The organism is Caulobacter sp. (genome assembly GCF_017744445.1).
Classification (GTDB): Bacteria; Pseudomonadota; Alphaproteobacteria; order Caulobacterales; family Caulobacteraceae; genus Caulobacter.
Window position 1 is genome coordinate 66464 of sequence record NZ_JAGIBH010000005.1, and the last position, 25191, is coordinate 91654.

Sequence of the window (25191 nt, forward strand, 5' to 3'; positions counted from 1 at the left end):
ACCGACATGACGCTCGCGATCTCCCGACGCACCCTGCTCGCCGGCGCGGGCGTCCTGGCCACCTCCCCGGCCCAGGCCGCGCCGGACCTCCAGCCGGTGCTGGACTACGTGCGGGCTCAGAACACCACCGGCTTCCTGATCGTCCAGGACCGTAAGAGCCTGGTCGAGAAGAACTGGCCCCTGCCCGCCGACGCCGACACCTTCCGCCAGGCTTTTACCTACGGGACCGCCTCCGACGGCGCGCTGCTGGAGGACGTCGCCTCACAGCAGAAGAGCTTCGTGGCCATGCTGGTGGCGGTAGCCATCGACAAGGGCCTGATCGACGTCGACAAGCCGGTCTCGGACTACCTCGGCAAGGGCTGGTCCAAGGCCTCGCCCGAGCAGGAGCAGGCGATCCGGGTGATCCACCTGCTGACCATGTCCTCGGGCCTGAACGAGGGCTTTGCTTTCGTCGCTCCGCCCGGCGACCGGTTCTTCTACAACACGCCCGTCTACGCCATGACCAAGCAGGTGGTCGCGGCGGCGGCCAAGGCCTCGCTGGAAACGATCACTCGCGACTGGCTGACGGCCCCCGCCGGCATGAGCAACACCGCCTGGCGCCAGCGCCCGGCCGCCATGGGCAATGTCGGCAACGCCACGGGCCTGGTCACCACGCCGCGCGACACCGCCATCTTCGGCCAAATTGTGCTGGATGGCGGCAAGGCCAAGGATGGCCACCGCATCGTCTCGGAGGCGGCCTTGAAGTCGCTGTTCGAGCGCTCGGCGACCAATCCATCCTACGGCCGCCTGTGGTGGCTGAACGGCGGGTCGGAGACCATCAAGAGCGGCGGCGTCCGCACGCCGGGCCAGCTGATCCCCGCCGCCCCGGCCGACCTGGTCGCCGCCCTCGGCTTCATGGACCGCCGCCTCTATGTCGTGCCCAGTCGCAAGCTGGTGGTCGTGCGCACAGGCCAAGCGGCGACGGACAAGGACTTCGACCAGCAGCTGTGGCTGAGGCTGGCCAAGGCCCTCGGCTAGCGTGCCGCCCGGCGCGCTAGCATCCACGTGCTGACCAGCGAGACCAGGCACATGGCGGCCATGTAGATCGCGATCGACCCGCTGGATTTGAAGCGCTCGAACAGCGCCGTGGCGATGATCGGCGCGAAGCCGCCGCCAAACACCGAGCCGATCTGGTAGCCCAGCGAGGCGCCGGAATAACGCACCTCCACCGGGAACAGCTCGGCGAACAGCGCCGCCTGGGGCCCGTACATCAGGCTGATCAGCACCAGCGCCACCGAGATCGCCGCGGTGATCAGCAGCGGCGAACCGGTGTCGATCAGCGGGAACATGGCGAAGGCCCACAGGCCGCACAGCACCGCGCCGAGCATGAAGATCCCGCGCCGCCCGTAGCGGTCCGACGCCGCGCCACAGGCGATCAGGACCGGCACCATGACCACGCTGCCGATCATCACCGCCGACAGCATGGTCTCCTTGGCGACCCCGACGGTGGTCGCGCCGTAGGCCACGGCATAGGTGATGGCGACGTAGAAGCAGACATTGTTGGCCACGAACGCGCCGCCAGCCAACAGGACGTCGCCCAGATGCTCCTTCAGGATCCGCACCAGCGGCGGAGCCTTGGGCTGGCCGGTCTCGACCTTGGGGGCATGAGGCTCCTCCAGCACGAACTGGACGTAGAGTCCGATCAGCACCAGGGCCACGCTCAGCAGGAACGGAACGCGCCAGCCCCAATCCAGGAAGTGGTCGGCCGGCAGCAACAGGCCGGCCAGCAGGAAGACGACATTGGCCAGCACCACGCCCAGCGGCACGCCGATCTGCACGAAGCTGCCATAGAAGCCCTGCTTGCCGTCCGGCGCGCTCTCGATCGCCAGCAAGGCCGCCCCGCCCCACTGCCCGCCCACGGCCAAGCCCTGGACGAAACGCAAGAGCACCAACAGCAGCGGCGCCCACACGCCCGCCGTCGCATAGGTCGGCAGCAGGCCCACGCAGGTCGTCGCCGCCCCCATGATCAGCAGAGCGACGGCCAAAGCCCGCTTGCGGCCGAACAAGTCGCCGAAGTGGCCGAACAGCAGCCCGCCGATCGGCCGGGCCAGGAACCCAACCGCGAAGGTGCTGAACGCCGCGATCTGGGCCACGAACGGTGGCAGGTCGGCGGGGAAGAACAGCTTGGGAAACACCAGCGCCGCAGCGGTCCCGTAGATGAAGAAGTCGTACCACTCGATCGCCGCGCCAGCCGAAGCCGTCACCGCGATCTTGATGATCGACGAACCCGAAGGCGACCTCTGACGGGCCATGGTTTCCTCCCTCGCGCTCTGGCGGCGCGCCTTGTTGCGACTTTGGTGGTCGACCTAGTTCGCGCGAGCCTCGTAGGCTCGGGCCTGCCGACCGACGATACGGGTCAGCGTGCCGATCGAGTGGTCGACATCGATCAGGTGCAGCCCCCACGACAGATCGACGCCGGTCTTGCGAATGATCTGGCCGCCCAGCTCGTCGGTGCGCGGATCCTTTGGATCGGCGTTCACGTGCAGAGCAAGATAGTCAAACTCGCCCTCGCGGACGCATTCAGTGGTGATCAGGCCCGGCGTCTTGACGAAGAACGTGCCGATCGGCCGCGCGGGACGCACCCATTCCGGTGGAATGTCGCCGCCCGAGCCGTTCAGGAAGCCCTTCGTGACGAAATACGATTCCGGCTGCCCCTTGCCGCCGGCCAGGCTGGCCGGGCTGACGCAGGCCGCCCGCAGTCCATCGCGGGCCCGGCCGAAGCGAGAAGCTTCCGGTGGTGGCAAGCGGTCGCGGAAGGTGACGTAAGCGATCACGCAACCCAGCTGGTTCGCGGCCCGGCACAGCGGCGTCGCCTTGAACGAACCGCCTACGTCCTGGCCAGGCGGGACCGTCACCAGCCCCCCCATCAACAGGGCCGAGACCAACTGCTTCTGCATCGGCTTGCCGTCGATCTCCTCGGCCAGAAGTTTGGTCAGCATGACCGTGCCCTGGCTGTGGCCGATCAGGACCACGCCCCGGCCCTTGTTCTCGTGCGCCAGATACCAGTTCCAGGCGTCCAGCACGTCGGCATAGCCACCAATCCCTGGAGGCGGCTGTTCACCGACAGGCTTGGGGCCGCCGCCGGGATAGCGCAGCCGACGCAACGTGCCCTGGCGGTAGATCGGCGCGAACTGGCGACAAACCGATCCGAAGCGGGCGAACTGCAGCCGGATGTCGTCCCACTCGTCGGCATTGGCCTCGAAGTCCGAGATCCAGCCCGGATCGTTAGACACGGTCGGATAGATGAAGAAGCAGTCGACCTTGGGATCCTTGGCCGGAGCATATCGCTCGACCGTCATCTTACCGCTAGGCGCGATGACGGTCGCATCGAGGTCCACCTTGCAGCGGTTGTCTTGCAGGTCCGGCCGGCACAGCCATAGCGCCGGGTCGGCGTAGTCGGCATGAGCGACCGTAGGATCGGGCGCCCAGGCCAGGGCGCCCCCGCCATGCAGAACGGCCAGCGCCGCCAGCCCAAGCAGCCACCGCATCACAGGACCTCGAACAGTCCGGCCGCGCCCATGCCGCCGCCAACGCACATGGTGACGACAACGTGCTTGGCGCCGCGCCGCTTGCCCTCGATCAGGGCGTGGCCGACCAGACGCGAGCCCGACATGCCGTACGGGTGGCCCATGGCGATCGCGCCGCCGTTGACGTTCAACAGCTCGTCGGGAATGCCGAGGCGGTCGCGGCAATAGACGACCTGACAGGCGAAGGCCTCGTTCAGCTCCCACAGGCCGATATCGTCGATCGAGAGATCGAAGCGCTCCAGCAGCTTGGGGATGGCGAAGACCGGACCGATGCCCATCTCGTCGGGCTTGGTCCCGGCGACCGCCATGCCGACATAGCGGCCCAGCGGCGCCAGACCGCGCGTCTCGGCCAGGCCAGCCTCCATGACCACGCAGGCCGAGGCGCCATCAGACAGCTGGCTGGCGTTGCCCGCCGTGACCACGCCGCCCGGCCGTACGGCCTTGAGCGCGGCGAGGCCCTCCAGGTTCGTTTCGGGGCGCACGCCCTCGTCGCGATCCAGCGTGACCTCGCGATGCGAGACATCCTGGGTGACCTTGTCGACCACCTTCATGGTCGCCGTCATCGGCACGAGTTCATCAGCGAACCGGCCGGTCTCCTGGGCCGCCGCGGCGCGATACTGCGAGGCCGCCGAATAGACGTCGCACGCCTCGCGCGTGACGCCGTAGCGGGCCGCGACCGTCTCGGCCGTGTCCAGCATCGGCATGTAAGCGTCGGCGTGCAGGGCCAGCAGGCCGGGGTCCTGGTCGACCCGCAGCTCCGGCGTCTGGACCAGCGAGATCGACTCCACGCCGCCGGCGACGATGACATCCATGCGGTCGACGATGATCTGCTTGGCGGCCGTGGCGATGGTCATCAGGCCCGACGAGCACTGGCGATCCATGGTCATGCCGGGAACCTCGACCGGGAAATCAGCCCGCAGCGCCGCCATCCGGCCGATGGTCGCCTGGTAACCCTGCGGCAGCGAGCAGCCGAGGATGCAGTCCTCGACCTCCGCCGGATCCACGCCCGCGCGCTGGACCGCGTGGGTCAGGGCGTGGGCGGCCAGGGTCGGCGACGGGGTGTCGTTGAAGGCCCCGCGATAGGCGCGGCCGATCGGCGTGCGCGCCGTGGAGACAATGACGGCGTGGCGCGTCATGCGCGGCCTCCCGCAACCTTGCTCATCAGGCCGGCGCTGGCGACTTCGCGCTCGGCCTGGGTGAAGCCGTAGGCCGGCACGATATCGTCCTTGCGGTCGGCGACGCCGTCCCACAGGCGGATCACCTGCTCGCCCGCGTCGGCGACGCCGCCGATGTAGCGGCCTTCGGTCAGGGTGATGTTAGCCGTGGCGAAGTGGCCGGCGCCGGCGCACAGGATGGCGCGGGTCGGGGCGTCTTCGGCGACCAGGGCCAGCAGGCCCGGGCTGACCAGGGCCGGGTTCAGGCGCTGCAGGCTCTCTTCCGACAGCACGCCTTCGGTCATGCCCGTGGCCGCCGTCGGGGCCAGGCAATTGACCCGCACATTGTACTTCTCGCCCTCGATGGCCAGGGTCTGCATCAGGCCCACCAGCGCCATCTTGGCCGCGCCGTAGTTGGCTTGGCCGAAATTGCCGTACAGGCCAGAGGACGAGGTGGTCATGACGATGCGGCCGTAGCCCTGCTCGCGCATAATGCCCCAGACGGCCTTGGCGCAGACCGCCGCCCCCATCAGGTGCACGTCGACCACCAGGCGGAAGTCGTCCAGGCTCATCTTGGCGAAGGTCTTGTCGCGCAGGATGCCGGCATTGCTGATCAGGATGTCGACGCGGCCCCAGCGGGCCACCACCTGCTCGACCATCGCGTTGACGGCAGCTTCGTCGGTGACCGAGGCGGCCACGCCGATCGCCGCGCCGCCCTGGGCCGCGATCTCCGCGGCGACACGGTCGGCCGCTTCTTGGGCCAGGTCGTTGACGACCACCTTGGCCCCCTGGCTGGCCAGGTACAGCGCATGGGCGCGACCCAGGCCGCCGCCCGCCCCGGTGACGATGGCGACACGTCCTTCGAGCAACATGGAAATCCCCTTCTTGTTTCGCGAACCAAGGTTCGCACAATTCTTCACTAACTCGACAGTGAATGTTTTGAATAAGACTCCGCCAGCGGAAGCGCCCGGTGTCTAGGCGGACGCCCCCTTGCGGCCGCAGACCTGCAGGAAACCGGCGGCCATGAACGCGGCCATCCGTTCCTTCACGGCGTGGAAGTCGTCGGACCGGCAGACCCCACCCGACAGCTTGTCGATCCGCCCTGTCCTGGCCAGGGTCAGCATCAGCGCCCCGGTGACGAAGTGGTAGCCCCAGAAAATGTCGGCCTCGGCGCAGTCGGGCAGCGCCCGCTTCAGCAGATCGATCAGCCTCAGCACCACCGGGTCGAAGTGCTGGTCCATCAAGTCCGCGCCCCACTCAGGCGTGTTGGCCACCTGGGCGCCGAGGGCGGCGTAGTTCTTCCAGCCCTCCCCGCCTTCGATGTAGAGGTCCAGGTCGGTGTCGAGGAAGGCGCGCAGGGCGCCCTCCACCGTTGGTTTGCCGGCGCAGGCGGCCTCATAGTCCTCCAGCGCCCGCATCCGCCGCTCGCTGGTGATCACCGCCCGACGTGCGAAGACCGCGTCGAACAGGGTCTTCTTGTCGTCGAAGTAGTAGTTCATCAGCGTGTGGTGCACGCCGACCATCTTGGCGACGTCCTTCAGCGTGACGCCGTGCAGCCCGTGCTTGGAGAACAGGTATTCGGCCGCGTCGAGGATCTGCTCCATCTTCTCGGCGCGCTGTTCGGCCTTGGTGTTGCGGCGGCGCGGTTGGGCTTCGGACACTGAGGCTTCCATCGATTTCACGGGCGGGTCGGCGGACGGCGCGTCAGCCGGCCCCGTACTCCGTCCTCAGCCGAATTTTGTCGATCTTGCCGGTCGACGCCAGAGGCATGCGGTCCAGGCGGAAAACCGCATCTGGGATCCACCACGACGCCACCTTGCCCTTCAGCGAGGCCAGCAGCACTTCGTCGCTGACCTGCCCTTGCGTCTCGACCAGCAGGATGGGCCGCTCGCCCCATTTGGGATGGGTGCGGCCGATCACTGCGGCCAGGGACACTTCCGGCAGAGCGCAGACCACCGCCTCGATCTCGGCCGGATTGATCCATTCGCCGCCGGACTTGATCAGGTCCTTGGCGCGACCGGTGATGATCAGATTGCCCTCGGCGTCGATACGGGCCAGGTCGCCGGTGGCGAACCAGCCGTTGGCGTCGGTGGCCGAGGTCTCGAAGCCGAAATAGCGCTCGATCACCGAGGTTCCGCGCACGCGCAGGTGACCTTCGACGTCGCGCTGCCGCGGCAAGGCCACGCCGTCGGCATCGGTCAGCAGAAGGTCGACGCCCACCGCCGGACGACCAGACACAGCCGCCTCGGCCGGGGCGCTCAGCGGCGCCAGGGTTCCGCAGGGCGACAGCTCGGTCATGCCCCAACTTGTCTGGACGCGGACGCCCAGGCGCTGCTCGATCCGCTCCATCAGAGCCGGCGGCATCGGCGCGCCGCCGACGATGATCCGCTTCAGCGACGGCAACTTTTCGCCGGTCGCTTCCAGGTGCTCTATCAGGCCCAGCCAGACAGTCGGCACGCCGACGCAGACCGTGACGTTCTCGGCGGCGATCAGGCGCGCCAGGCTGGCGCCGTCGGCATTGCGTCCGGGCAGGACGAGCTTGGCCCCGACCGCCGGCGTCGCGAACGGAAGACCCCAGGCGTTGGCGTGGAACATCGGCACCACCGCCAGCACCGCGTCGGCGCCCGAGATCGCCATGCCGTCGACCTGCAGGATCCGCAGGGTGTGCAGGTAGCTGGAGCGGTGGGTGTAGGTCACGCCCTTGGGCGCGCCGGTGGTGCCCGAGGTGAAGCATAGGCCGCACGGCGCGGTCTCGTCGAACTGGCCCCAGATCGCATGGCGGGTCTCGGCGTCGACCAGCGGCGCCAAGGTCTGGCTCTCGGGCGCCTCGCCGTCGATAACCAGCAGCTTCGTCACGCCGGGCGCGCCGTCCATGATCTTGCGGGCCAGCGGCGCTAGGTCGGCCGAGGCGATCAGGATCTGCGCTTCCGAATGGATGACCATCGAGGCCAGTTGCTCAGCGGTCAGGCGCGGATTCAGCGTGTGGCAAACCGCGCCCATGCCCATGATCGCGAACCAGACCTCGACGTGGTCCTGGCTGTTCCAGGCCAGGGTCGCGACCCGATGGCCGGCCTTCACGCCCAGGCCGTCCAGCACCGACGAGACCCGCAGAGCCCGGTCGCGCAGGTCCGCATAGGTAATCCGATCGATCCGCCCGTCCTCGCGGCTGGTCACCACCTCTGCGTTCGATCGCCACTTGGCGGCGTGGTCTAGGAACTTTTCGAGCGTCAGGGCGAAGGCCTGCATCTCGCCGTCAATCATCGACACTGGGTAACTCCGGGAGGCATTGGGGGCGAGACCACGCCGACGTTCCAGATCCAGGGCGTGTCGCCCTGGGCGCGGCGTCGGCACATCACGGTCTCGTTGAGTTCGTACATGCCCGGACGCAGGTGCGCGCCGGGCTGGGGACCTTCGACGAAGGCCATGTAGGCGCGGGTCGTCCCGTAAGGCTTCCAGGCGGGCTCGCCCTTGGCCGACGGAACGCCATCGCGGGCGAACGACGTCCAGTAGCCGATCATCGCCGCCGACAGCTTGGCCTCGGCGGGCGTGTCGGGGTTCTTGGGCCAGGCGGGCGGCGTCTTGTCGGGCGTGCCGAAGACATACGGCAGCTCGCTGGCATGGAAGCCGTGCAGGCCCGCCGTCTCGGCCGCCGGATAGCCGTGGTCGAAGTAGTAGAGGTAGCCCGGTGAACCGGCCGCCTGCTTGGCGACCAGCCGCTCGGCGGTCCAGCCATAGAGGGCGTCGCGCGGGGCCAGGAGCACGCTCTCGGCAACGTCCGTAGACGGATAGAGCTTCAGGAAGTCGTCCGCGAGGTCGCCATAGCGGGCGCGGATTTCCTTCTCGTAGGCCGCCGCATCGGCCGGGGCCGGCGGAGCCAGGAACCGCAGCGAGCGGATCTCGCCACTGTTGAAGCCGGCCAGGACCGGCACGTGGGCCTGCTCGCCGGCGTCGAACGTGTCGACCAGCTGTTTGGGCAGAACCTTGCCGTCCACCGCGCCGAAGGTCTGGAAGCCGGCCAGCAGCGCCGAGGTGGTGATGGTCTCGGCATCCATCGCCCGCAGCTCGGCCAGGCTCTTGGCGCCCAGCTTGGCGGCGGTGGCCGCGCCCATGGCCTCGGCCGGGATATGGCCGTACTTCGGGTCGCGCAGCATCGGCGTCGAGACCATGTAGGCGCTCTGGGCTATGGCCTTGTGGAACAGCCCGCGCGCCGGTGGCGAGGCCATCAGGTACATGACGCTGAGCGCCCCGGCGGACTCCCCGGCGATGGTGACGTTGCCGGGATCGCCCCCGAAAGCGGCGATATTGGCCTTCACCCACTTCAAGGCCGCGATCTGGTCCAGCAGGCCGTAATTGCCCGAGACATGATCGGGCGACTCCGCGCTGAGCTCGGGATGGGCCATGTAGCCCAGCACGCCCAGGCGGTAGTTGATCGAGACGACCACGACGCCCTGCTTGGCCAAGGCCGCGCCGTCGTACATGCCCTCGGCGCTGGAGCCTGCGATCAGCGAGCCGCCGTGGATCCAGACGAGGACCGGAGCTTTCTTGGCCTTGTCGGGCGTCCAGACGTTCAGCGACAGGCAGTCCTCGCTGAAGGTCTTCAGCGGCGAGGCGTAGATGCTGCCCGGGCGCGGCTTGGGCTGCAGGCAGGCCGGGCCGAAGTCGAGCGCGTCGCGCACGCCCGTCCAGCCCGGCGCGGCGACCGGCGGTTTCCAGCGCAACGCGCCGACGGGCGGGGCCGCGTACGGGATGCCCTTGAACACCTGAAGGCCACCCGCCTCGACGCCGCGAACGGCGCCGGCCGGGGCCTTGATGACGGGCTCAGCGGAGGCGGCGACCGGTGAGAGGGCCAGGACCGCCAAGGCCGAAACGAGGAGACGCTTGCTCATCACCCGCCCTTAGAACGCATAGCCCAGCCGCACCCCGGCCGTGCGCGGTCGCATGGTCGCGAACCGGCTGGCGAGGAAGGCCTCGGGGTGGACATAGGTGATGGAGTGGTCGTCGAAGAGGTTCTCGACATAGGCCCCGATCGTCGTCTGGCCCATGGCCACGGCGAAGGTGGCGTTGACGTTCTGGTACGAGTCCGTGAAGCCGTAGGTCGGGCTGGTCACGGTCGGCTGGCCCGGGACGTGCGGGAACGAGCCCGGATACGAGCCGACGTGCTGCAGCGCGACCGACAGGTTGGCCTTGGCCGTCGGCGTCAGGTCCCAGCCGTAGTTGACGAACAGCGAGCCCTGCACCTTCGGAGAGGCCAAGCGCGCGCCGGCGACCGCACCCGAGATCGCCGCCTCGGCCGGAGTCAGATCGGTGACCTTGGCCTCGTTCAGCGAGCCGTTCAGGCCGATGGTCAGGCCCTTGGCCGGGAAGGCCAGCAGCTCCAGCTCGATGCCCTTGCTGCGCGCCGCGCCGATGTTGGTGGCGAACTGGACGCTGTCGGAGACGCGGTTGGCCTGGACCTGGATGTTGCTCCAGTCGATCAGGTAGACGGCGACATTGGCCGAGACCAGCCCGTTCAGGAACCGGCCCTTGGCGCCCAGCTCGTAGTTGGTCAGGTCGTCCGATGAGGCGCCGTTCGGGATGATCAGGTCGTTGGGATTGACCAGGCTGGGCCGGCCGGCAAAGCCGTTGACCACCGGCGTGCGGAAGCCCGTCGAGACCGTGGCATAGGTCGTCAGGGCCGACGACGGCTTGTACGACAGGCTAACCTTGAACGACGGCTTGCTGCCGGTCGCCTTGACGCCCGTGGCCGCCGCGAACGGGGTCAGGGCCAGCGGCCCTCGGATGCCCAGCAGGGCGTTGGTCAGATAGGCGCTGGTATAGCCGCCGGCCTCGGTGAAGCCTTGGCTGTCGACCTTGCCATAACGGATGCCGCCAGTCGCCCAGACCTTGTCGCTGAAGCGATAGGTCAGCTGACCGAACGCCGCCTTCTCGTGCGACAGGAAGTGGGTGTACTGGCGCTGATAGTACTCGTCCGGCAGACCGGTGATGCCGCGCGCGATCAGGAAGGCCGGGTTGGAGCGGTAGAAGTAGTCCACGTCCAGCCGGCGATCCATGTAGAAGCCGCCGACCACCCAGTCGACCTTGCCGCCCGGATCGGACGCCAGGCGCGCCTCCTCGACGAAGGTCTTCTGGAAGCCGCCGGCGTCCAGCGCGAAGGCGATCGCGCCGCCGAAGGTGCCGGCCAGGTCGACAAAGAACTTCTGGTCGAACTTCGAATAGGTCGACGAGCTGGTCAGGCGCGCGCCGTCGAACTGGTAGTCGATCGTGACGTTGTGAGTGCGCAGCTTGCCGACGAACAGGTCCGGCCGGTCCGAGATCCGCTTCTCGCGGCCCAGGGACGGGCTGATCATCGACGAGTCCTTGGGGTTGCTGTCCTCGTACGAGAACGTCCCCTTTACCGTCAGGCGATCGTTGGGCTTGTACAGCAGCGTCGCGCGGCCGCCCCAGTCGACCAGGGTGTTGGAGTTGTGGACGCCGGTGCCGACATTATCGAGATAGCCTTCCTCATGCCGGTAGAAGCCGACGACGCGCAGGGCCAGCTTGTCCTCGATGATCGGCATGTTGAACATGCCGTTGTAGCGCTGGCGCACCGAGTCCGAGCCCGTCAGGCCAACGTCCGCCAGGACCGCGCCTTCGCGGCTGGAGAGGTTCGGGGCCTTGGTCAGGATACGCAGCGCGCCCGACAGCGAACCCGAGCCGAACAGCGTGCCTTGCGGCCCCCGCAGGAACTCGACCCGCTCGACATCGAACAGGTTGGGGTCCAGCACCGTGGTGTTGCCGATCGTCGAGATCGGCAGCTCGTCGATATAGACGGCGACCGTGCTCTGCAGGTTGGCGCCATAGCCGTTGGTGGCGATGCCGCGAGCCGTGAAATTGTTGAAGTTGGCGGTGGCGCGGTTCAGCACCACACCCGGCGTCTGGCGGGCCAGGCCCTCGTAGCCGACAATGCCCTTGGCGGTCAGCTCCTTCTGGTCGAAGGCGGTGACGCTGAGCGGCACGTCCTGCAGCTTCTCGGGACGGCGGGTGGCGGTGACGACGACTTCTCCCACCAGTTCGGCGTCCTTGCGGTCGCCCCTCCCCTGATCCGCGCTAGCCGTCTGGGCCAGCACCGGTGTTGTCGAAAACGCGACGAGCGCGACGGCGCACGCCGACGCAAACAGCCCAACCTTCATGGCGTTCACTCCCCAGTGAGCGTCGATCGTTTGCGTCGACGTTGTGGGGTTACGGTGGCGGTGATCCGCGCCGCTGTCAACACTCACTCACACGCGTGTGAATATTGACGAACGATCAGGATTGAGGTCATCCTCCGCGTAGGCAAAGCTCGAGAACGGGCAGCTGGGAGGAAACCTTGAACGACCTCGAGCGCGATGGCGCCGCGGCTCTATCCGCGCGTCCAGACCACCCTCACCCCAATCCGAGCGGCCGCGCGTGGCTTGTGCTGGGCATGCTGTGGTTCGTCTATGTCCTGAATTTCCTGGACCGGCAGCTGATGTCGATCCTGGCCAAGCCCATCCAGGACACGCTGCACGTTTCCGACAGTCAGCTCGGCCTGATCGGTGGCCTGTATTTCGCGATGTTCTACTGCTTCATCGCCATCCCGGTCGGCTGGCTGGCCGATCGCACCAACCGCGTGGCGGTGCTGAGCCTGGCCTGCGGAATCTGGAGTGCGGCGACCGTGGCCTGCGGCCTGTCGCGCAGCTACGGCGAGTTCGCCTTCGCCCGGATGACCGTCGGCTTCGGCGAGGCTGGCGGCGTGCCGCCCTCCTACGCGATCATCACAGACTACTTCCCGCCGGGCCGGCGCGGCACGGCGCTGGGCATCTACAACCTGGGTCCGCCCGTGGGCGCGGCGCTGGGCATCGCCTTCGGCGCGGCGATCGCGGCGGCCTTCAACTGGCGCTACGCCTTCATCATCCTGGGCGTCGTGGGCATCATCGCCGCCGCCGTGCTGCCGCTGCTGGTCAAGGAGCCCAGGCGCGGCGGCTTGGACGGCGCGGCGGTCAAGATCGAGAAGGCCGGCTTCTGGTCGACCCTGCGGATGTTCTTCTCGCGCCCGACCCTAGTGCTGGCCTCGCTGGGCAGCGGTGCGACCCAGTTCGTGACCTACGGCCTGGGCAACTTCACCACCCTCTTTTTGATGCGCGAGAAGGGCATGACCCTCAGCGAAGTGGCCGTCTGGTATGCCCTGGTCGTCGGGATCGGCATGAGCGCCGGCATCTATATCTCGGGCCGGGTCATCGACCGCTTCGCCCGCAAGTCCAAGACGGTCTACGCCCTGGCCCCGGTCATCTCGCTGACCCTGGCGATCCCTTTCTATCTGGGCTTCGTCTGGGCCCCGACCTGGCCGCTGGCCCTGGCCTTCCTGATCGGCCCGACCTTCCTGAACTACTTCTATCTGTCCTCGTCGGTAGCGCTGGTCCAGGAAGAGGTTCGGCCCGAACAGCGGGTGATGTCTGGCGCCCTGCTGCTGCTGGTCATGAACTTCATTGGACTCGGTTTGGGTCCGACCTATGTCGGCGCGGCCAGCGACTTCTTCAAAGCCAGCCATCCGCACAACTCGCTGCAGATGGCGCTCTACACGCTGACGCCGTTCTACGTGCTGGCGATCGGCCTGTTCCTGTGGTTGGCCCGGATCTTCCGCCGGGCCGAGCAGGCCTAGTCCTACGCCTAGTCCTTGAGGGCAATGAACCCGGCGGCCATGAAGCGGGCGATCCGCTTCTTGATCGCCGGGAAGTCGTCCGAGTGGCACAGGCCGCTGGACAGCCGGTCGATCCGCCCAGTCCGCGCCAGAGTGTTCATCAGAGCGCCCGACACGAAGTGATAGCCCCAGAAGATCTCCTCGTCGGCATAGTCCGGCAGGGCGCGCTTGAGGATGCCGACCAACTTCAGCACCACCGGGTCGAAGTGCTCGTCCATCAGCGCCGCGCCCTCGGGCGTGTTGCTGACCCGCGCGCAGAACGCGGCGTAGTTCATCCAGTGCTCGCCACCCTCCCAGTAGAGGTCCAGGTCGGTGTCGAGGAAGGCGTGCAGCGCTCCCTCGACGGTCGGCTTGTCGCCCGCCGCTAGCTCGTACTGCTCCAGCGCGATCATCCGCCGGCCCGACGTGACCCCCGCGCGCCGGGCGAACACGGCCTCGAACAGGTTGGTCTTGTCCTTGAAGTAGTAGTTCAGCAGCGTCGTGTGGATGCCCACGCGCACGGCGACGTCACGCAAGGTCACGCCATAGAGGCCGTTCTGCGAGAACAGGTACTCGGCCGCGTCCAGGATCTGCTCCAGGCTCTGGGCGCGCTGCTCGGCCTTGGTCCGCCGCGCCTTGCCCTGCTCCGCCGTCGCTCCCGCCAAGCCGTCCTCCTGGGTCCTTCGCTACGCCGCGTAGTCGGGGCGCGGCGCGCTCCTGTCAATCGTTCCCTTAGCGGCGCCCGCCCCATCCCGGGCCTACGACCGCGTGGTCGAACAATGATCATTGACGTCGCAACGGCGATGCTACAACACTCACTCTTGTGAGAATGAGCGTTAAGAGACTCATTCAACGGGAGGGTTCGCCACATGAAAATCGGGCTATCCGGCGCGTCGGGCGTCGCGCTGCTCATCGGGATCGCCGGCTTCGGCGCGCCCGCCTGGTCTCAGGACCAATCGACCCAAGTCGAGGAAATCGTCGTCACCGGCTCCAACATCCGGGGCTCGGCGCTGGACGCCGCCCTCCCCGTCGAGGTGTATTCGCAGGCGGAACTGGAAAAGCAGGGCTCACCGACGGCGCTGGAGTTCGCCAAGAGCCTGACCATCTCGGGCCCGACGACCGGCGAGAGCTACTATTTCGGCGGTCCGGCCCTGGTCGGTTCGGTGAACTACAATCTGCGCGGCCTGGGCGCGGATAAGACGCTGGTGCTGCTGAACGGCCGGCGGATGAACCAAAACACCGCCAACGTCCCGTCGATCGCCCTGGCCCGCACGGAAGTGCTGAAGGACGGCGCGGCGGTGATCTATGGCGCCGACGCGACTGGCGGCGTCGTCAACTTCATCACCCGCGACCGATTCGTCGGTCTTGAGGCGCAAGGCCAGTACAAGCACATCAAGGGCTCGAAGGGCGACTATTCGGTCGGCGTGATGGGCGGCATCGGCGCGGACCGCGTCAACCTGCTGGTCTCGGCCGAGTACGAGCACCGCTCGCGCCTGAACACCATGGAGCGGGACTTCACCAAGGCCTCGCTGACGCCCGGAACGGGCTACAACCCAGCGCCCTGGTCGACCCTCACCAACCTGACCGGGTGGCAGCCGCGCGGCCCCCTGCCGGCCACGCCCACTGCAACGGATGTCGGCGAATGGGGCGCCAATCTGGGCGGCATCGTCTCGGACTTCACGCCCGCCAGCTGCGCGGCCGTCGGCGGCCGTTACGACAACGTCTACACCTGCGCCTACAACTACATCCCGTACTACCGGCTGGTGGAGAACCAGGACACCTACCGCCTCTACGCCCAGCTGAAGGCCGACATTACCGACACGATGAAGTTCCACATGGACGCATCGTACGGCCGGGTGAACCTGCCCCAAGTCATGGGCTCGCCGGCCCAGCCGGTGTCGCGCGGCCCGGCCCTGACCACGGGCGCGGTCAACCAGTTCTATGTGCCGATCACCAACCCCTTCGCGGCCGAGTTCGCGGCCAAGAACGGCATTGTTGGCGCTTCGGGTTTCACCCCGATCACCTACCGCCTCTTCGGTCACGGCGGGAACCCGTACTATTCCGGCGGTGACGGCTTCGGCGTCGCCGACCGCATCGATAACAAGGTCTGGCGCGTCTCGGCTGGACTGACCGGCGACCTGGGTGACATCGCGCCGTTCGCCAAGAAGGTCGGCTACGACTTCGCGCTGACCTATAACGACGCCTACAACTACAACACCCACGCCGACACCATCGGATACCGCCTGCAGGAGGCCCTGAACGGCTTCGGCGGTCCCAAGTGCCAGGCCGTGGACCTGGATCCCAGCCGCTTCGGCACCCAGAACCCCGGCGCGGCCGGCAAGAACGGCTGCCAGTACTGGAACCCCTTCTCGTCCTCGTTCAAGGGCCAGCCGGTCCTGGGCCTCTCCAACCCCAGCTACGTCGCCGGCAAGGAGAACCCCGAGGACCTGGCGCTGTGGATGTTCGACCCGCGCGCGGTCGAGACCATGAGCCACAACTTCACCGCCGACCTGGTTTTCAACGGCCAGTCGGGCATCAAGCTGCCCGGCGGCGAGATCGGCTGGGCTCTGGGCGCGCAGTACCGCTCGCTGTCCAACCGCGTAGAAGTGCCCAGCGCGTTCAACAACGGCTCGATCCAATGCGAGTGGCCCAGCAACACCACAAGCGCCAACGGTCCGGGTTCGGGAAACCTCAATCCCACCCCGACGCCGACGACCAGCCCGAACTTCCGGGGCTGCACGCCTGACGCGCCGGGTCCGTTCGTGCTGTTCGCGCCCACCCTGCCGACCCAGGCCGAGCAGAGCCAGTACTCGCTGTTCGGCGAGCTGCAGGTGCCGCTGTTCTCGAACGTCGACATCCAGCTGGCGGCGCGTCGGGAGAAGTTCTCCAACGACCTGGGCGCCACGGTCTACAAGGTGTCGGGCAAGTGGAACGTCTGGGGCCCGCTGACCTTCCGCGCCTCGTACGGCACCAACTACCAGACCCCGCCGCTGGGCGTGACGCCGGGCGCCATCACGGTGGCCGCGCGCACCTACACGGTGGCGGCCAGCAACTGGCTGGCGGCGCAGTTCATCACCGACGCCGACCTCAAGCCCGAGACCGCAAAGACCGGCAATATCGGCGCGATCTGGCAGAGCCGAGGCTTTGCCGATGGCCACGACTTCCGCCTGATCGTCGACTATTTCGATATCCGGACGAAGGACCAGATCGGTCAGGTCGCCGACCCGAACCAGATCGCCAGCCTGGTGTTCAACGGCGCCGGCGGCACGATCACCACCTGCGACGTCACGAAGCAGCCGCTGCTGGCTCGCATCAGCTTCAACAATGGCTGCACCGTGGGCATGACCGGCGTCGGCAGCTTCTCGGCCGTCTCGACCCGCTACGGCAACGGCCCGGGCCAGACGACCAAGGGCTTCGACATCCAGGCCAAGTACGGCCTGCCGCTCGGCCCTGGCGATCTGGACATCAACGTCAACGCCACGCGGGTGACCGAGCTGCGCACCGGCCCGACCACCCTGGACGGCGTGACCATCTCGACCGGCGATGACCGCCTGGGCACGCTGAACTTCGCCACCTTCGCCCAAGCGGCGCCGAAGTGGCGCGCCAACCTGGGCGTCAATTACGGCCTGGGCCGCCAGAACTTCCGCCTGGGCGTCAACTTCGTCTCGGCGGTCAAGGACGAGCGGGCCGGCGTTCAGTACGGCGAAGACGGTGAGAAGTGGATCACCACCGACTTCACCTATCGGATCCAGCTCGGCGACGACATGGCGCTGACGGCCACCGTCGCCAATATCTTCGACCGCGATCCGCCGCCGGCTCAGGAAGAGTTCGGCTACGACCCGTGGACCGGCAACCCGCTGGGCCGGACCATCGAGATCGGCGTCAAAAAAGCGTTCTAGTTCTACCTCGCGCCTGGCGGGCGACCTCGTGTCGCCCGCCATTTTTCTTTGAGAAGCAACATGATCCGACGCGATCTTCTCGTCGCGGGCGCGGCGGCGCTGGCCTCTCCTGCCCTCGCCCAGCCCAAGCGGTCCCTGCCCAAGGACTTCCTGTGGGGCACGGCGATCTCGGCCCACCAGAGCGAAGGCGGCAACACCAACAGCGACGCCTGGCTGATGGAGAACCTCAAGCCGTCGATGTTCAAGGAACGTTCGGGCGACGCCGTCGACAGCTATCACCGCTACGGCGAGGACTTCGCGCTGGCCGCCGGCCTGGGTTTCAACACCTACCGCCTGGGCGTGGAGTGGGCGCGGATCGAGCCCAGCGAAGGCTTCTTCTCCAATGCCGAGCTGGACCACTATGCCCGCGTGCTGGAGGCCTGCCGCGCACGGGGCCTCAAGCCTATCGTCACCTTGAACCACTTCACCACGCCGCTGTGGTTCGCCCAGCGCGGCGGCTTCGAGGTCGCCGACGCCCCCGCCCTGTTCGCCCGCTTCTGCCGCAAGGTGGTCGAGCGTCTGGGACCGCTGATGCACATGGCCACGACTTTCAACGAGGCCAATATCCGGTTGCTGGTCGACCTGATGCCCGGGATCCAGGCCGTGATCCCCGTGGTCAAGGCGGCCATCGCCGCGGCGGCTAAGGCGACGGACTCGCCGCGCTTCTCGCGGCTGGCCTATGCCGATCCGACGATCGCCACGCCGATCATGCAGGAGGCCCATCGTCAGGCCTACGACGCCATCAAGCAGGCGCGCCCGTCTCTGCCCGTCGGCCTCACCCTGACGACCCAGGACATCCAGTCCGACGATCCCAAGCTCGTCGAAATCTACCAGCGCAAGCTCTATGGCGACTGGGTTGAGGTCGCCCGCAGCCACGCCGACTTCTTCGGGGTCCAGACCTACACCCGCTTCGTGGTCGACGAACACGGCGTGAAGGCCCCGCCGCCCGGCGCCGAGCTGACCCTGTCGGGCTACGAGTTCTATCCACAGGCCCTGGCCAACACGATCCGCTGGGCGCACCGAGCGATCGGCAAGCCGGTCTATGTCACCGAAAGCGGTGTAGCCGTAGCCGACGACACGCGCCGGATCGCCTTCATCGACCAGGCCCTGGCCGGCGTGCGCCAATGCCTGGACGACGGCATCCCGGTGCACAGCTATCTCTACTGGTCGCTGCTGGACAATTTCGAGTGGACCTCCGGCTACGGCGTGCCATTCGGCCTTGTCGCCGTGGACCGCCAGACCTTCAAGCGCACGCCGCGTCCCAGCGCCCTGCATCTGGGCCGGATCGCCAGGGCCAATGCGATCTGAGGCCAACGCGATCTGATCTACGACCATGCAAGCCTTGTCGTGACAGCGCTGCCAGCTAGGGTGCGCTCGAAACCCGAGTGCGAGGACGCATGCTTAAGACCCTGGCCTTCACCCTGACGCTGGCCATCGCCGCGCCCGCCCTCGCTTCTCCGCTGACCTTGACCGACGTGCCGAAGGCTGCGGGTCCGAAGGTGTCGCTGTTCAACGGCAAGGATCTGAAGGACTGGAGCGCTTGGCTGGGCTATGCTGATCCCGCCCTCACCTACAAGCGCCCGCCCGTCGCCCCGATCGGCGCGACGGCCCAGAGCGCCGAGATCTTCAAGGTGGTGCAGGAGGACGGCCGCTCCGCCCTCTACGTCAACGGCAAGATCTGGGGCAGCCTGGTCCACAAGGGCGACTTCAAGGACTACCACCTGCGCTTGCAGTACAAGTGGGGCAAGGGCCGCTGGGCGCCGCGCGAGACGCAGGCGCCCAATAACGGCCTGCTCTACCACTCGCATGGCGCGCCCGGCGTGGTCTGGGGCACTTGGAGCCAGGCGGTCGAGTTCGAGATCATGACCGGCTCGATCGGCATGGTCGTCCCCGTCGGCGAGGCGATCTCGGTCGTCACCAACGCCATCGACGACCCGTCGCTGATCAAGCCAAACCTGCGCTACGCCCCCACCGGCCGCGTCGTCACCGCCAAGGGCGGCACCGCCGACTGGAACGTCGAGGCCTATAGCGACGCCGAAAAACCGGCCGGTGAATGGAACACCCTGGACCTCTACGTCCTGGGCGACCGGGCTGTGCACGTCGTCAACGGTGTGCCGGTGCTGGAGGTCCGCGACCTGAAGGCCGGCGGCCAACCTCTGACCCATGGCGCGATCCAGTTGCAGTCGGAAGGCACCGAAACCTTCTTCCGCGAGATCGTTCTGGAGCCGATCACCGCCTTGCCCAAGGTCAAGTGATCCGGCGCTTCTCCAGCTTCCGCGCCAGGGTCCGGCGATGCATGCCCAGGCGCCGGGCGGTCTCGGAAATGTTGAAGTCGGTCTCGACCAGGGTCTGGTGGATCCGCTCCCATTCCAGGTTCTTGATCGACGTCGCCCGTTCGCCGATGGCGGCGTCGACATCGCCCTCGCCCTTGTGGAAGGCCGCCTCGATGTCGTCGGTATTGGACGGCTTGGCCAGGTAGTGGCGAGCGCCCAGCTTGATGGCCTCGACGGCGGTGGCGATGCTGGCGAAGCCCGTCAGCACCACGATCAGCATGGCCGGGTCCCGCTCGGCCAGGGCGCGGACGCAGGCCAGGCCGGACTCGCCGGCCAGCTTCAGATCGACCACGGCGTATTTGGGCGCGAAGGTCTCCAGCGCCGCCATCGCCTCGTCAAGGCCGCGCGCGTGGACCACCGTGTAGTCGCGGCGTTCGAAGGAGCGCTTCAGCGTGGCGGCGAACTTCTCGTCGTCCTCGATGATGATCAGCTTGCGGTCAGTCGGCACGGCTGATCTCCAGGGACGACAGCGGCAGGTCCAGCACCACCCGCGCCCCGCCCTCGGCCAAGTTCTCGGCGAAGGCCACGCCGCCCAGCTTGCGCAGGACATTGACCACCAGAAACAGGCCGAGGCCCCCGCCGGCGCGACCCTTGGTCGAGTTGTAGGGCTTGCCGAAGTTTTCCAGCGTCTCGGCGGTGAAGCCGGGGCCGTCGTCCTCGACCTCGATCAGCAGGCGATCCTCGCGAACACCGGCCCACAGCCGCACCGCGCCGGCGGAGGCGTCCAGGGCGTTGTCGAGCACGTTATGGATCACCTGTTTCAGCGTGGACTCCGCCACGATCGGGGTCGGGGCGATCAGGTCGGTCTCGTAGACCAGGGCCTCGCCGTTGCGGGTGGCGCGCCAGTCGGTGACCACCTCGTCCATGAAGGCCCGCAGGGTGCTGGCCCGCACCTCGCCGCCCCTCGCCTCGCCTGCCGATTGCAGGACGCCGGTGACGATAGTCTTGCAGCGCTGGACCTCGCCCCGCATGTCCTCCAGCTCCTGGGCCAGGTCCGGCTGGCTGGCGAAAATCGGCATGCGCCGCCAGTCGCCCAGGATAACGTCCAGCGTGGCCAGCGGCGTGCCAAGCTCATGCGCGGCGCCGGAGGCCAGAAGGCCCATGCGGACGATGTGGGTCTCCTCGGCGGCGCGCTGACGCAGCTCGGCGACGTGGGCGTCGTGCCCACGAAGGTTGGCGTTGATGCGGGAGACGAAGGTCACCAGCAGCACCGCGTCCAGTACGATGCCGACCAGCATGCCCATCAGGAACAGATCGAAGAAGGTCTGGTCGCTGAGGCCCGTGGCGACGATCGGTCGGTTGAAGGCTACCAGCATGACGAAGCAGAAGCTGGTCAGGGCCACGATCGCCCAGGTCGCCCAGGCCTCCAGCAGCACCGCGCCCAGGATCACATGGAGCAGATAGAGGGTCGTGAACGGATTGGTCGCCCCGCCGCTTAAATAGAGCTGGATGGTGAGCGCCAGGGCGTCCAGCGCCAGGGCCAGGAACAGGTCATAGCGGCCCAGCGGCATCGGCCGTTTCAGCCGCGCCAGGCTGAACAGGTTCAACGCCACCAGCGCGGCCAGCACCAGCATCATGGCGGCCAGTGGCAGACGGAAGCCCAGGCTGAAATGCACCGCCAGGATGGTCACCACCTGGCCCAGCACCGCGATCCAGCGCAGGTGGATCAGCTGCAGCATGTTCTGGCGGGCGATGGCGTCGGCCGGGCCGCTGGCGTTGTCCGCCGCCCGCGCGCCCGAGAGCCAGCCCGCCAAGCCGGAGAACAGGATGCTGGCGGTCGGGCTCATGAAGCTCCTTCGTCACGGTTCCGCCGCGCGTCGTACGCGACATAGAGACCGGCGCCGCTGGTCAGCAGGGCCAGACCGAACCACGTCAGGGCGTAGATAAGATGGCTGTTGGGGAAACGCACGACCGTAAGACCCCCTAGGGGCCAGCCGCCAGGATTGGGCGTGGCGTCGGCATCCACGAAATATGGCGCAACGTTTGTCAGGTTGTGCGCCGCCGCGATGGCCTGGACGTCGCGGGAGTACCAGCGCCCTGCCCCCGGTTGGTTCTGGCGCAGGAAACCGCCCTTGGGCTCGGTCGCGCGCAACAGGCCGACAACCGTAACGGGACCGACGGGATGTGAAGCGGCCACCTTGCGCTCGGCCGGCACGAAACCGCGATTGACCAGCACGGTGAAGCCGCGATCGGTCTTCAGCGGCGTCAGGACCCAGAAGCCGGGGCCCTTCTCGGTGACCGCCTGGACCAGGGTCTCGTCGCCATGGTCGAAGACGCCCGTCACGCGGACCCGGCGATAGACGTCATCACTGGACCAGCTCACCGGCGCCGGAACCGGCTCGCCGTGGATCCGCTGCTCGACCTTGGCGATCAGGTCCAGCTTCCACGCCCGCCGCTGGACCTGCCAGGCGCCCAGCAGCACGAAGACCATGGTGAAGGCGGCGCACAGCCCGATCAGGGCGATCGACCGTGCTCGCCTTCCCGTGGTCACGGCATCTGCTTCATGTCGTGGGCGTCGAGCGGCATCATGTGGGTGTTGAGGTTGTGCATCACCCACAGCGAGCCGCTCAGCGTGATCACCACCAGGATCAGGGTGAACATCAGGGCCAGCAGGGTCCATCCGCCTTCCGAACGCGAGTTCATGTGCAGGAAGTAGATCATGTGGACCAGCACCTGGATTACCGCCAGCCCCATCACCGCCACGGCGGTCATCTGGGGCGTGGGCAGAACGCGGCCCATGACCAGCCAGAACGGGATCGCCGTCAGGATAACCGCCAGCACGAAGCCGATGACATAGTCCTTCAGCGAGCCGTGGCCGGCGTCGTGGCCATGCCCTTCATGGGCGCCGGGCGCGTGGTGCGTGTCGTGGCCAGCCGCAGTCATCACAGCACTCCCAAGAGGTAGACGAACGAGAAGACGCCGATCCAGATCACGTCCAGGAAGTGCCAGAACATCGACAGGCACATCAGCCGGCGCTTCATGGCCTCGTCGAGGCCGCGCTGGCCGACCTGGACCATCAGGGTGACCAGCCAGATGATGCCGAACGTCACGTGCAGGCCGTGCGTGCCCACCAGCGTGAAGAACGACGACAGGAAGGCGCTGCGCTGCGGGCCCGCGCCTTCGTGGATCAAGTGATGGAACTCATAAAGCTCCAGCGACAGGAACCCGAGACCGAACAGGCCGGTGACCGCCAGCCAGACCAGGGTCGGCGTCTTGCGGCCAGCCTGGGCCGACAGCATGGCGAAGCCATAGGTGATCGACGAGAACAGCAGCAGGCCCGTGTTCACCGCCACCAGCGGCAGGTCGAACAGGTCCGCCCCTGACGGCCCGGCCGCGTAGTTGCGGCCCAGCACGGCGTAGGTGGCGAACAGCACCGCGAAGATCAGGCAGTCGCTCATCAGGTAGATCCAGAACCCCAGCAGGGTCCCGTTCTCCGGATGGTGCTCCTCGGTCATGTGGAAGCGGTTCTTGTCCGCCTCGGTCAGGGCATGGGCGTGAGAGGCCATGGTCAGGTCAGGCTCCGCAGGGCTTCAGTGCGGGCATCCTCGACGCGGACGACCTCCTCGGCCGGGATGTAGTAGTCACGCTTGAAGTTGAAGGTGTGGGCGATCGCGGCGGCTGCCAGGGCCACGAACGACACCGCCGCCAGCCACCAGATGTGCCAGATCAGCGCAAAGCCCAGCACCGTGCTGATCCCGGCCAGGATCACGCCCGCGCCGGTATTGGCCGGCATGTGGATCGGGATGTAGCCGGTCGTCGGGCGCTCATAGCCACGCGCCTTCATGTCCCACCAGGCGTCCAGCTGGTGGACCACCGGCGTGAAGGCGAAGTTGTAGGCCGGCGGCGGCGACGAGGTCGACCACTCCAGCGTCCGGCCGCCCCACGGGTCGCCGGTCTCGTCGCGCAGGGCCTCGCGGTTGAGGACGCTGACCACGATCTGGACGATGAAGGCGATGATGCCGCACAGGATGATCACCGCGCCGATGGCCGCGATCACGAACCAAATCTGCAGGGACGGATCCTCGAAGTGGCTGACGCGGCGCGTCACCCCCATCAGGCCCAGCACATAGAGCGGCGTGAAGGCGACCCAGAAGCCGACCAGCCAGCACCAGAACGAGACCTTGCCCCAGAACGGATCCAGCTTGAAGCCGAAGGCCTTGGGGAACCAGTAGGTGATGCCGGCGAACATGCCGAACACCACGCCGCCGATGATCACGTTGTGGAAGTGGGCGATCAGGAACAGGCTGTTGTGCAGCACGAAGTCGGCGGGCGGGACGGCCAGCAGCACGCCGGTCATGCCGCCGATCACGAAAGTGACCATGAAGCCGACGGTCCACAGCATCGGCACTTCATACCGGATACGGCCGCGGTACATCGTGAACAGCCAGTTGAAGATCTTCGCCCCTGTCGGGATCGAGATGATCATCGTCGTGATCCCGAAGAACGAGTTCACGCTGGCGCCCGAGCCCATGGTGAAGAAGTGGTGCAGCCACACCAGGTACGACAGGATGGTGATGACGACGGTCGCGTAGACCATCGAGCTGTAGCCGAACAGACGCTTGCCGCAGAAGGTCGAGACCACTTCCGAGAACACGCCGAAGGCCGGCAGGATCAGGATGTAGACCTCGGGGTGACCCCAGATCCAGATCAGGTTCACGTACATCATCGGATTGCCTCCGAAGTCGTTCGTGAAGAAGTTCGTATAGAGGTACCGGTCAGCCGTCAGCAGGGCCAGGGTGGCGGTCAGGATCGGGAAGGTCGCCACGATCAGGACGTTGGTGCACAGCGAGGTCCAGGTGAAGACCGGCATCTTCATCAGGCTCATGCCCGGGGCGCGCATCTTGATGATGGTCACGACCAGATTGATGCCTGAGAGGGTTGTCCCTACCCCGGCTATCTGTAGCGCCCAGATATAGTAGTCCACCCCGACATCCGGACTGTAGGCCAGGTTCGACAGCGGCGGGTAAGCCAGCCAGCCGGTGCGGGCGAACTCGCCGACGAACAGCGACAGCATCACCGTCACCGCGCCGCCGACCGTCATCCAGAAGCTGAAGTTGTTCAGGAACGGAAAGGCCACGTCGCGCGCGCCGATCTGCAGCGGCACGGCCAGGTTCATCAGGCCTGTCACCAGCGGCATGGCCACGAAGAAGATCATGATCACGCCATGGGCGGTGAAGATCTGGTCGTAGTGGTGCGACGGCAGGTAGCCGGCGTTGTCACCAAAGGCCATCGCCTGTTGGGCCCGCATCATCAGGGCGTCGGCGAAACCACGCAGCAGCATGATGATCGCCAGGATGATGTACATCACCCCAATCTTCTTGTGGTCGACGCTAGTCAGCCACTCACGCCACAGATAGCCCCACAGCTTGTAGCGGGTCAGCAGGCCCAGGGTCGCCAGGCCGCCCAGGGCGACGACGATGAAGGTGCCGAGCAGGATGGGCTCGTGCAGCGGGATGGCCTCCCAAGTCAGGCGGCCGAAGATGAATTTGACGAGGTCGGGGGACATACTGGGTCTCTAACCTTGGC

General features: G+C 67.1%; 20 protein-coding genes. 5 read left to right on the plus strand and 15 right to left on the minus strand.

Going from position 1 to position 25191, the window contains the following annotated elements:
- Positions 1–6 precede the first annotated feature (6 nt).
- Complete coding sequence (locus J7528_RS08580; RefSeq protein ID WP_291872889.1) at positions 7–1017, plus strand: serine hydrolase; 1011 nt, start codon at positions 7–9, stop codon at positions 1015–1017.
- On the opposite strand, the gene J7528_RS08585 is transcribed toward J7528_RS08580, so the two are convergent.
- The 8 genes from J7528_RS08585 to J7528_RS08620 all read right to left on the minus strand — a co-directional run bounded on the left by J7528_RS08585 (position 1014) and on the right by J7528_RS08620 (position 11889).
- Positions 1014–2291 carry an MFS transporter gene (locus J7528_RS08585; protein WP_291872891.1) on the minus strand — a complete coding sequence of 426 codons (1278 nt, stop codon included), beginning with the start codon at positions 2289–2291 and terminating at the stop codon, positions 1014–1016. The two genes, J7528_RS08580 and J7528_RS08585, sit on opposite strands and share 4 nt — an antisense overlap.
- 54 nt (positions 2292–2345) lie before the next feature.
- On the minus strand, positions 2346–3527 hold the full coding sequence (locus J7528_RS08590) for a DUF3089 domain-containing protein (protein WP_291872893.1): 1182 nt from the start codon (positions 3525–3527) through the stop codon (positions 2346–2348).
- Positions 3527–4702: an acetyl-CoA C-acyltransferase gene (locus tag J7528_RS08595; protein WP_291872894.1), complete on the minus strand. Its 1176-nt coding sequence runs from the start codon at positions 4700–4702 to the stop codon at positions 3527–3529. The genes J7528_RS08590 and J7528_RS08595 overlap by 1 nt, the downstream gene beginning before the upstream one ends.
- Entirely contained in the window at positions 4699–5592 is an 894-nt protein-coding gene (locus J7528_RS08600) for an SDR family NAD(P)-dependent oxidoreductase (RefSeq protein ID WP_291872896.1), read from the minus strand. The genes J7528_RS08595 and J7528_RS08600 overlap by 4 nt, the downstream gene beginning before the upstream one ends.
- A 102-nt stretch (positions 5593–5694) precedes the next feature.
- Complete coding sequence (locus J7528_RS08605; RefSeq protein ID WP_291873490.1) at positions 5695–6324, minus strand: TetR/AcrR family transcriptional regulator; 630 nt, start codon at positions 6322–6324, stop codon at positions 5695–5697.
- 100 nt (positions 6325–6424) lie between these two features.
- Positions 6425–7981 carry an AMP-binding protein gene (locus tag J7528_RS08610; protein WP_291873492.1) on the minus strand — a complete coding sequence of 519 codons (1557 nt, stop codon included), beginning with the start codon at positions 7979–7981 and terminating at the stop codon, positions 6425–6427.
- A complete protein-coding gene (locus J7528_RS08615) occupies positions 7978–9606 on the minus strand; it encodes a carboxylesterase family protein (RefSeq protein ID WP_291872899.1) in 1629 nt (542 codons plus the stop codon). Before J7528_RS08615 ends, J7528_RS08610 begins: the two co-directional genes overlap by 4 nt.
- Before the next feature lie 9 nt (positions 9607–9615).
- Positions 9616–11889: a TonB-dependent receptor gene (locus J7528_RS08620; protein ID WP_291872901.1), complete on the minus strand. Its 2274-nt coding sequence runs from the start codon at positions 11887–11889 to the stop codon at positions 9616–9618.
- 176 nt (positions 11890–12065) lie between these two features.
- On the opposite strand from J7528_RS08620, the gene J7528_RS08625 reads away from it, so the two are divergent.
- Positions 12066–13376 (plus strand): MFS transporter, encoded by a 1311-nt coding sequence (locus tag J7528_RS08625; RefSeq protein ID WP_291872903.1) that lies wholly within the window; start codon positions 12066–12068, stop codon positions 13374–13376.
- Between the two features lie 8 nt (positions 13377–13384).
- Here J7528_RS08625 and J7528_RS08630 read toward each other — a convergent pair whose 3' ends face one another.
- Positions 13385–14059: a TetR/AcrR family transcriptional regulator gene (locus tag J7528_RS08630; RefSeq protein WP_291872905.1), complete on the minus strand. Its 675-nt coding sequence runs from the start codon at positions 14057–14059 to the stop codon at positions 13385–13387.
- A 204-nt stretch (positions 14060–14263) separates the two neighbouring features.
- Here J7528_RS08630 and J7528_RS08635 point away from each other — a divergent pair, with 204 nt between their 5' ends.
- The 3 genes from J7528_RS08635 (at position 14264) to J7528_RS08645 (ending at position 19587) form a co-directional block, all read left to right on the plus strand.
- Positions 14264–17293 (plus strand): TonB-dependent receptor, encoded by a 3030-nt coding sequence (locus tag J7528_RS08635; RefSeq protein WP_291872907.1) that lies wholly within the window; start codon positions 14264–14266, stop codon positions 17291–17293.
- Positions 17294–17353: 60 nt separating this feature from the next.
- A complete protein-coding gene (locus tag J7528_RS08640) occupies positions 17354–18640 on the plus strand; it encodes a family 1 glycosylhydrolase (protein WP_291872909.1) in 1287 nt (428 codons plus the stop codon).
- 89 nt (positions 18641–18729) lie between these two features.
- Positions 18730–19587, plus strand: coding sequence for a DUF1080 domain-containing protein (locus tag J7528_RS08645; RefSeq protein ID WP_291872911.1), 858 nt, complete (start codon positions 18730–18732; stop codon positions 19585–19587).
- Here J7528_RS08645 and J7528_RS08650 read toward each other — a convergent pair.
- From J7528_RS08650 to cyoB, 6 genes are read right to left on the minus strand one after another with little or no spacing between them, the layout of a single operon-like run.
- Positions 19580–20113 carry a response regulator transcription factor gene (locus tag J7528_RS08650; RefSeq protein ID WP_291872913.1) on the minus strand — a complete coding sequence of 178 codons (534 nt, stop codon included), beginning with the start codon at positions 20111–20113 and terminating at the stop codon, positions 19580–19582. The genes J7528_RS08645 and J7528_RS08650 overlap by 8 nt on opposite strands.
- On the minus strand, positions 20103–21452 hold the full coding sequence (locus tag J7528_RS08655; protein WP_291872915.1) for an ATP-binding protein: 1350 nt from the start codon (positions 21450–21452) through the stop codon (positions 20103–20105). The genes J7528_RS08650 and J7528_RS08655 overlap by 11 nt, the downstream gene beginning before the upstream one ends.
- On the minus strand, positions 21449–22156 hold the full coding sequence (locus J7528_RS08660) for an SURF1 family protein (protein ID WP_291872917.1): 708 nt from the start codon (positions 22154–22156) through the stop codon (positions 21449–21451). The genes J7528_RS08655 and J7528_RS08660 overlap by 4 nt, the downstream gene beginning before the upstream one ends.
- Entirely contained in the window at positions 22153–22548 is a 396-nt protein-coding gene (gene cyoD / locus J7528_RS08665; RefSeq protein ID WP_291872918.1) for a cytochrome o ubiquinol oxidase subunit IV, read from the minus strand. Before cyoD ends, J7528_RS08660 begins: the two co-directional genes overlap by 4 nt.
- The gene (gene cyoC / locus J7528_RS08670; protein ID WP_291872920.1) at positions 22548–23171 is read right to left on the minus strand and encodes a cytochrome o ubiquinol oxidase subunit III; all 624 of its coding nucleotides are present in this window, start codon (positions 23169–23171) and stop codon (positions 22548–22550) included. Before cyoC ends, cyoD begins: the two co-directional genes overlap by 1 nt.
- 2 nt (positions 23172–23173) lie before the next feature.
- A complete protein-coding gene (cyoB, locus tag J7528_RS08675; RefSeq protein WP_291872923.1) occupies positions 23174–25171 on the minus strand; it encodes a cytochrome o ubiquinol oxidase subunit I in 1998 nt (665 codons plus the stop codon).
- Positions 25172–25191 lie beyond the last annotated feature (20 nt).

Bases quoted from the DNA above. Each gene is read 5' to 3' on its own strand.
- cyoB (WP_291872923.1), bottom strand. From the start codon at position 25,171: ATGTCCCCCGACCTCGTCAAATTCATCTTCGGCCGCCTGACTTGGGAG.
- J7528_RS08615 (WP_291872899.1), bottom strand. From the start codon at position 9,606: ATGAGCAAGCGTCTCCTCGTTTCGGCCTTGGCGGTCCTGGCCCTCTCA.
- cyoC (WP_291872920.1), bottom strand. From the start codon at position 23,171: ATGGCCTCTCACGCCCATGCCCTGACCGAGGCGGACAAGAACCGCTTC.
- J7528_RS08640 (WP_291872909.1), top strand. From the start codon at position 17,354: ATGATCCGACGCGATCTTCTCGTCGCGGGCGCGGCGGCGCTGGCCTCT.
- J7528_RS08595 (WP_291872894.1), bottom strand. From the start codon at position 4,702: ATGACGCGCCACGCCGTCATTGTCTCCACGGCGCGCACGCCGATCGGC.
- J7528_RS08610 (WP_291873492.1), bottom strand. From the start codon at position 7,981: ATGATTGACGGCGAGATGCAGGCCTTCGCCCTGACGCTCGAAAAGTTC.
- cyoD (WP_291872918.1), bottom strand. From the start codon at position 22,548: ATGACTGCGGCTGGCCACGACACGCACCACGCGCCCGGCGCCCATGAA.
- J7528_RS08645 (WP_291872911.1), top strand. From the start codon at position 18,730: ATGCTTAAGACCCTGGCCTTCACCCTGACGCTGGCCATCGCCGCGCCC.
- J7528_RS08590 (WP_291872893.1), bottom strand. From the start codon at position 3,527: ATGCGGTGGCTGCTTGGGCTGGCGGCGCTGGCCGTTCTGCATGGCGGG.
- J7528_RS08605 (WP_291873490.1), bottom strand. From the start codon at position 6,324: ATGGAGCAGATCCTCGACGCGGCCGAATACCTGTTCTCCAAGCACGGG.
- J7528_RS08655 (WP_291872915.1), bottom strand. From the start codon at position 21,452: ATGAGCCCGACCGCCAGCATCCTGTTCTCCGGCTTGGCGGGCTGGCTC.
- J7528_RS08585 (WP_291872891.1), bottom strand. From the start codon at position 2,291: ATGGCCCGTCAGAGGTCGCCTTCGGGTTCGTCGATCATCAAGATCGCG.
- J7528_RS08635 (WP_291872907.1), top strand. From the start codon at position 14,264: ATGAAAATCGGGCTATCCGGCGCGTCGGGCGTCGCGCTGCTCATCGGG.
- J7528_RS08600 (WP_291872896.1), bottom strand. From the start codon at position 5,592: ATGTTGCTCGAAGGACGTGTCGCCATCGTCACCGGGGCGGGCGGCGGC.
- J7528_RS08620 (WP_291872901.1), bottom strand. From the start codon at position 11,889: ATGAAGGTTGGGCTGTTTGCGTCGGCGTGCGCCGTCGCGCTCGTCGCG.
- J7528_RS08580 (WP_291872889.1), top strand. From the start codon at position 7: ATGACGCTCGCGATCTCCCGACGCACCCTGCTCGCCGGCGCGGGCGTC.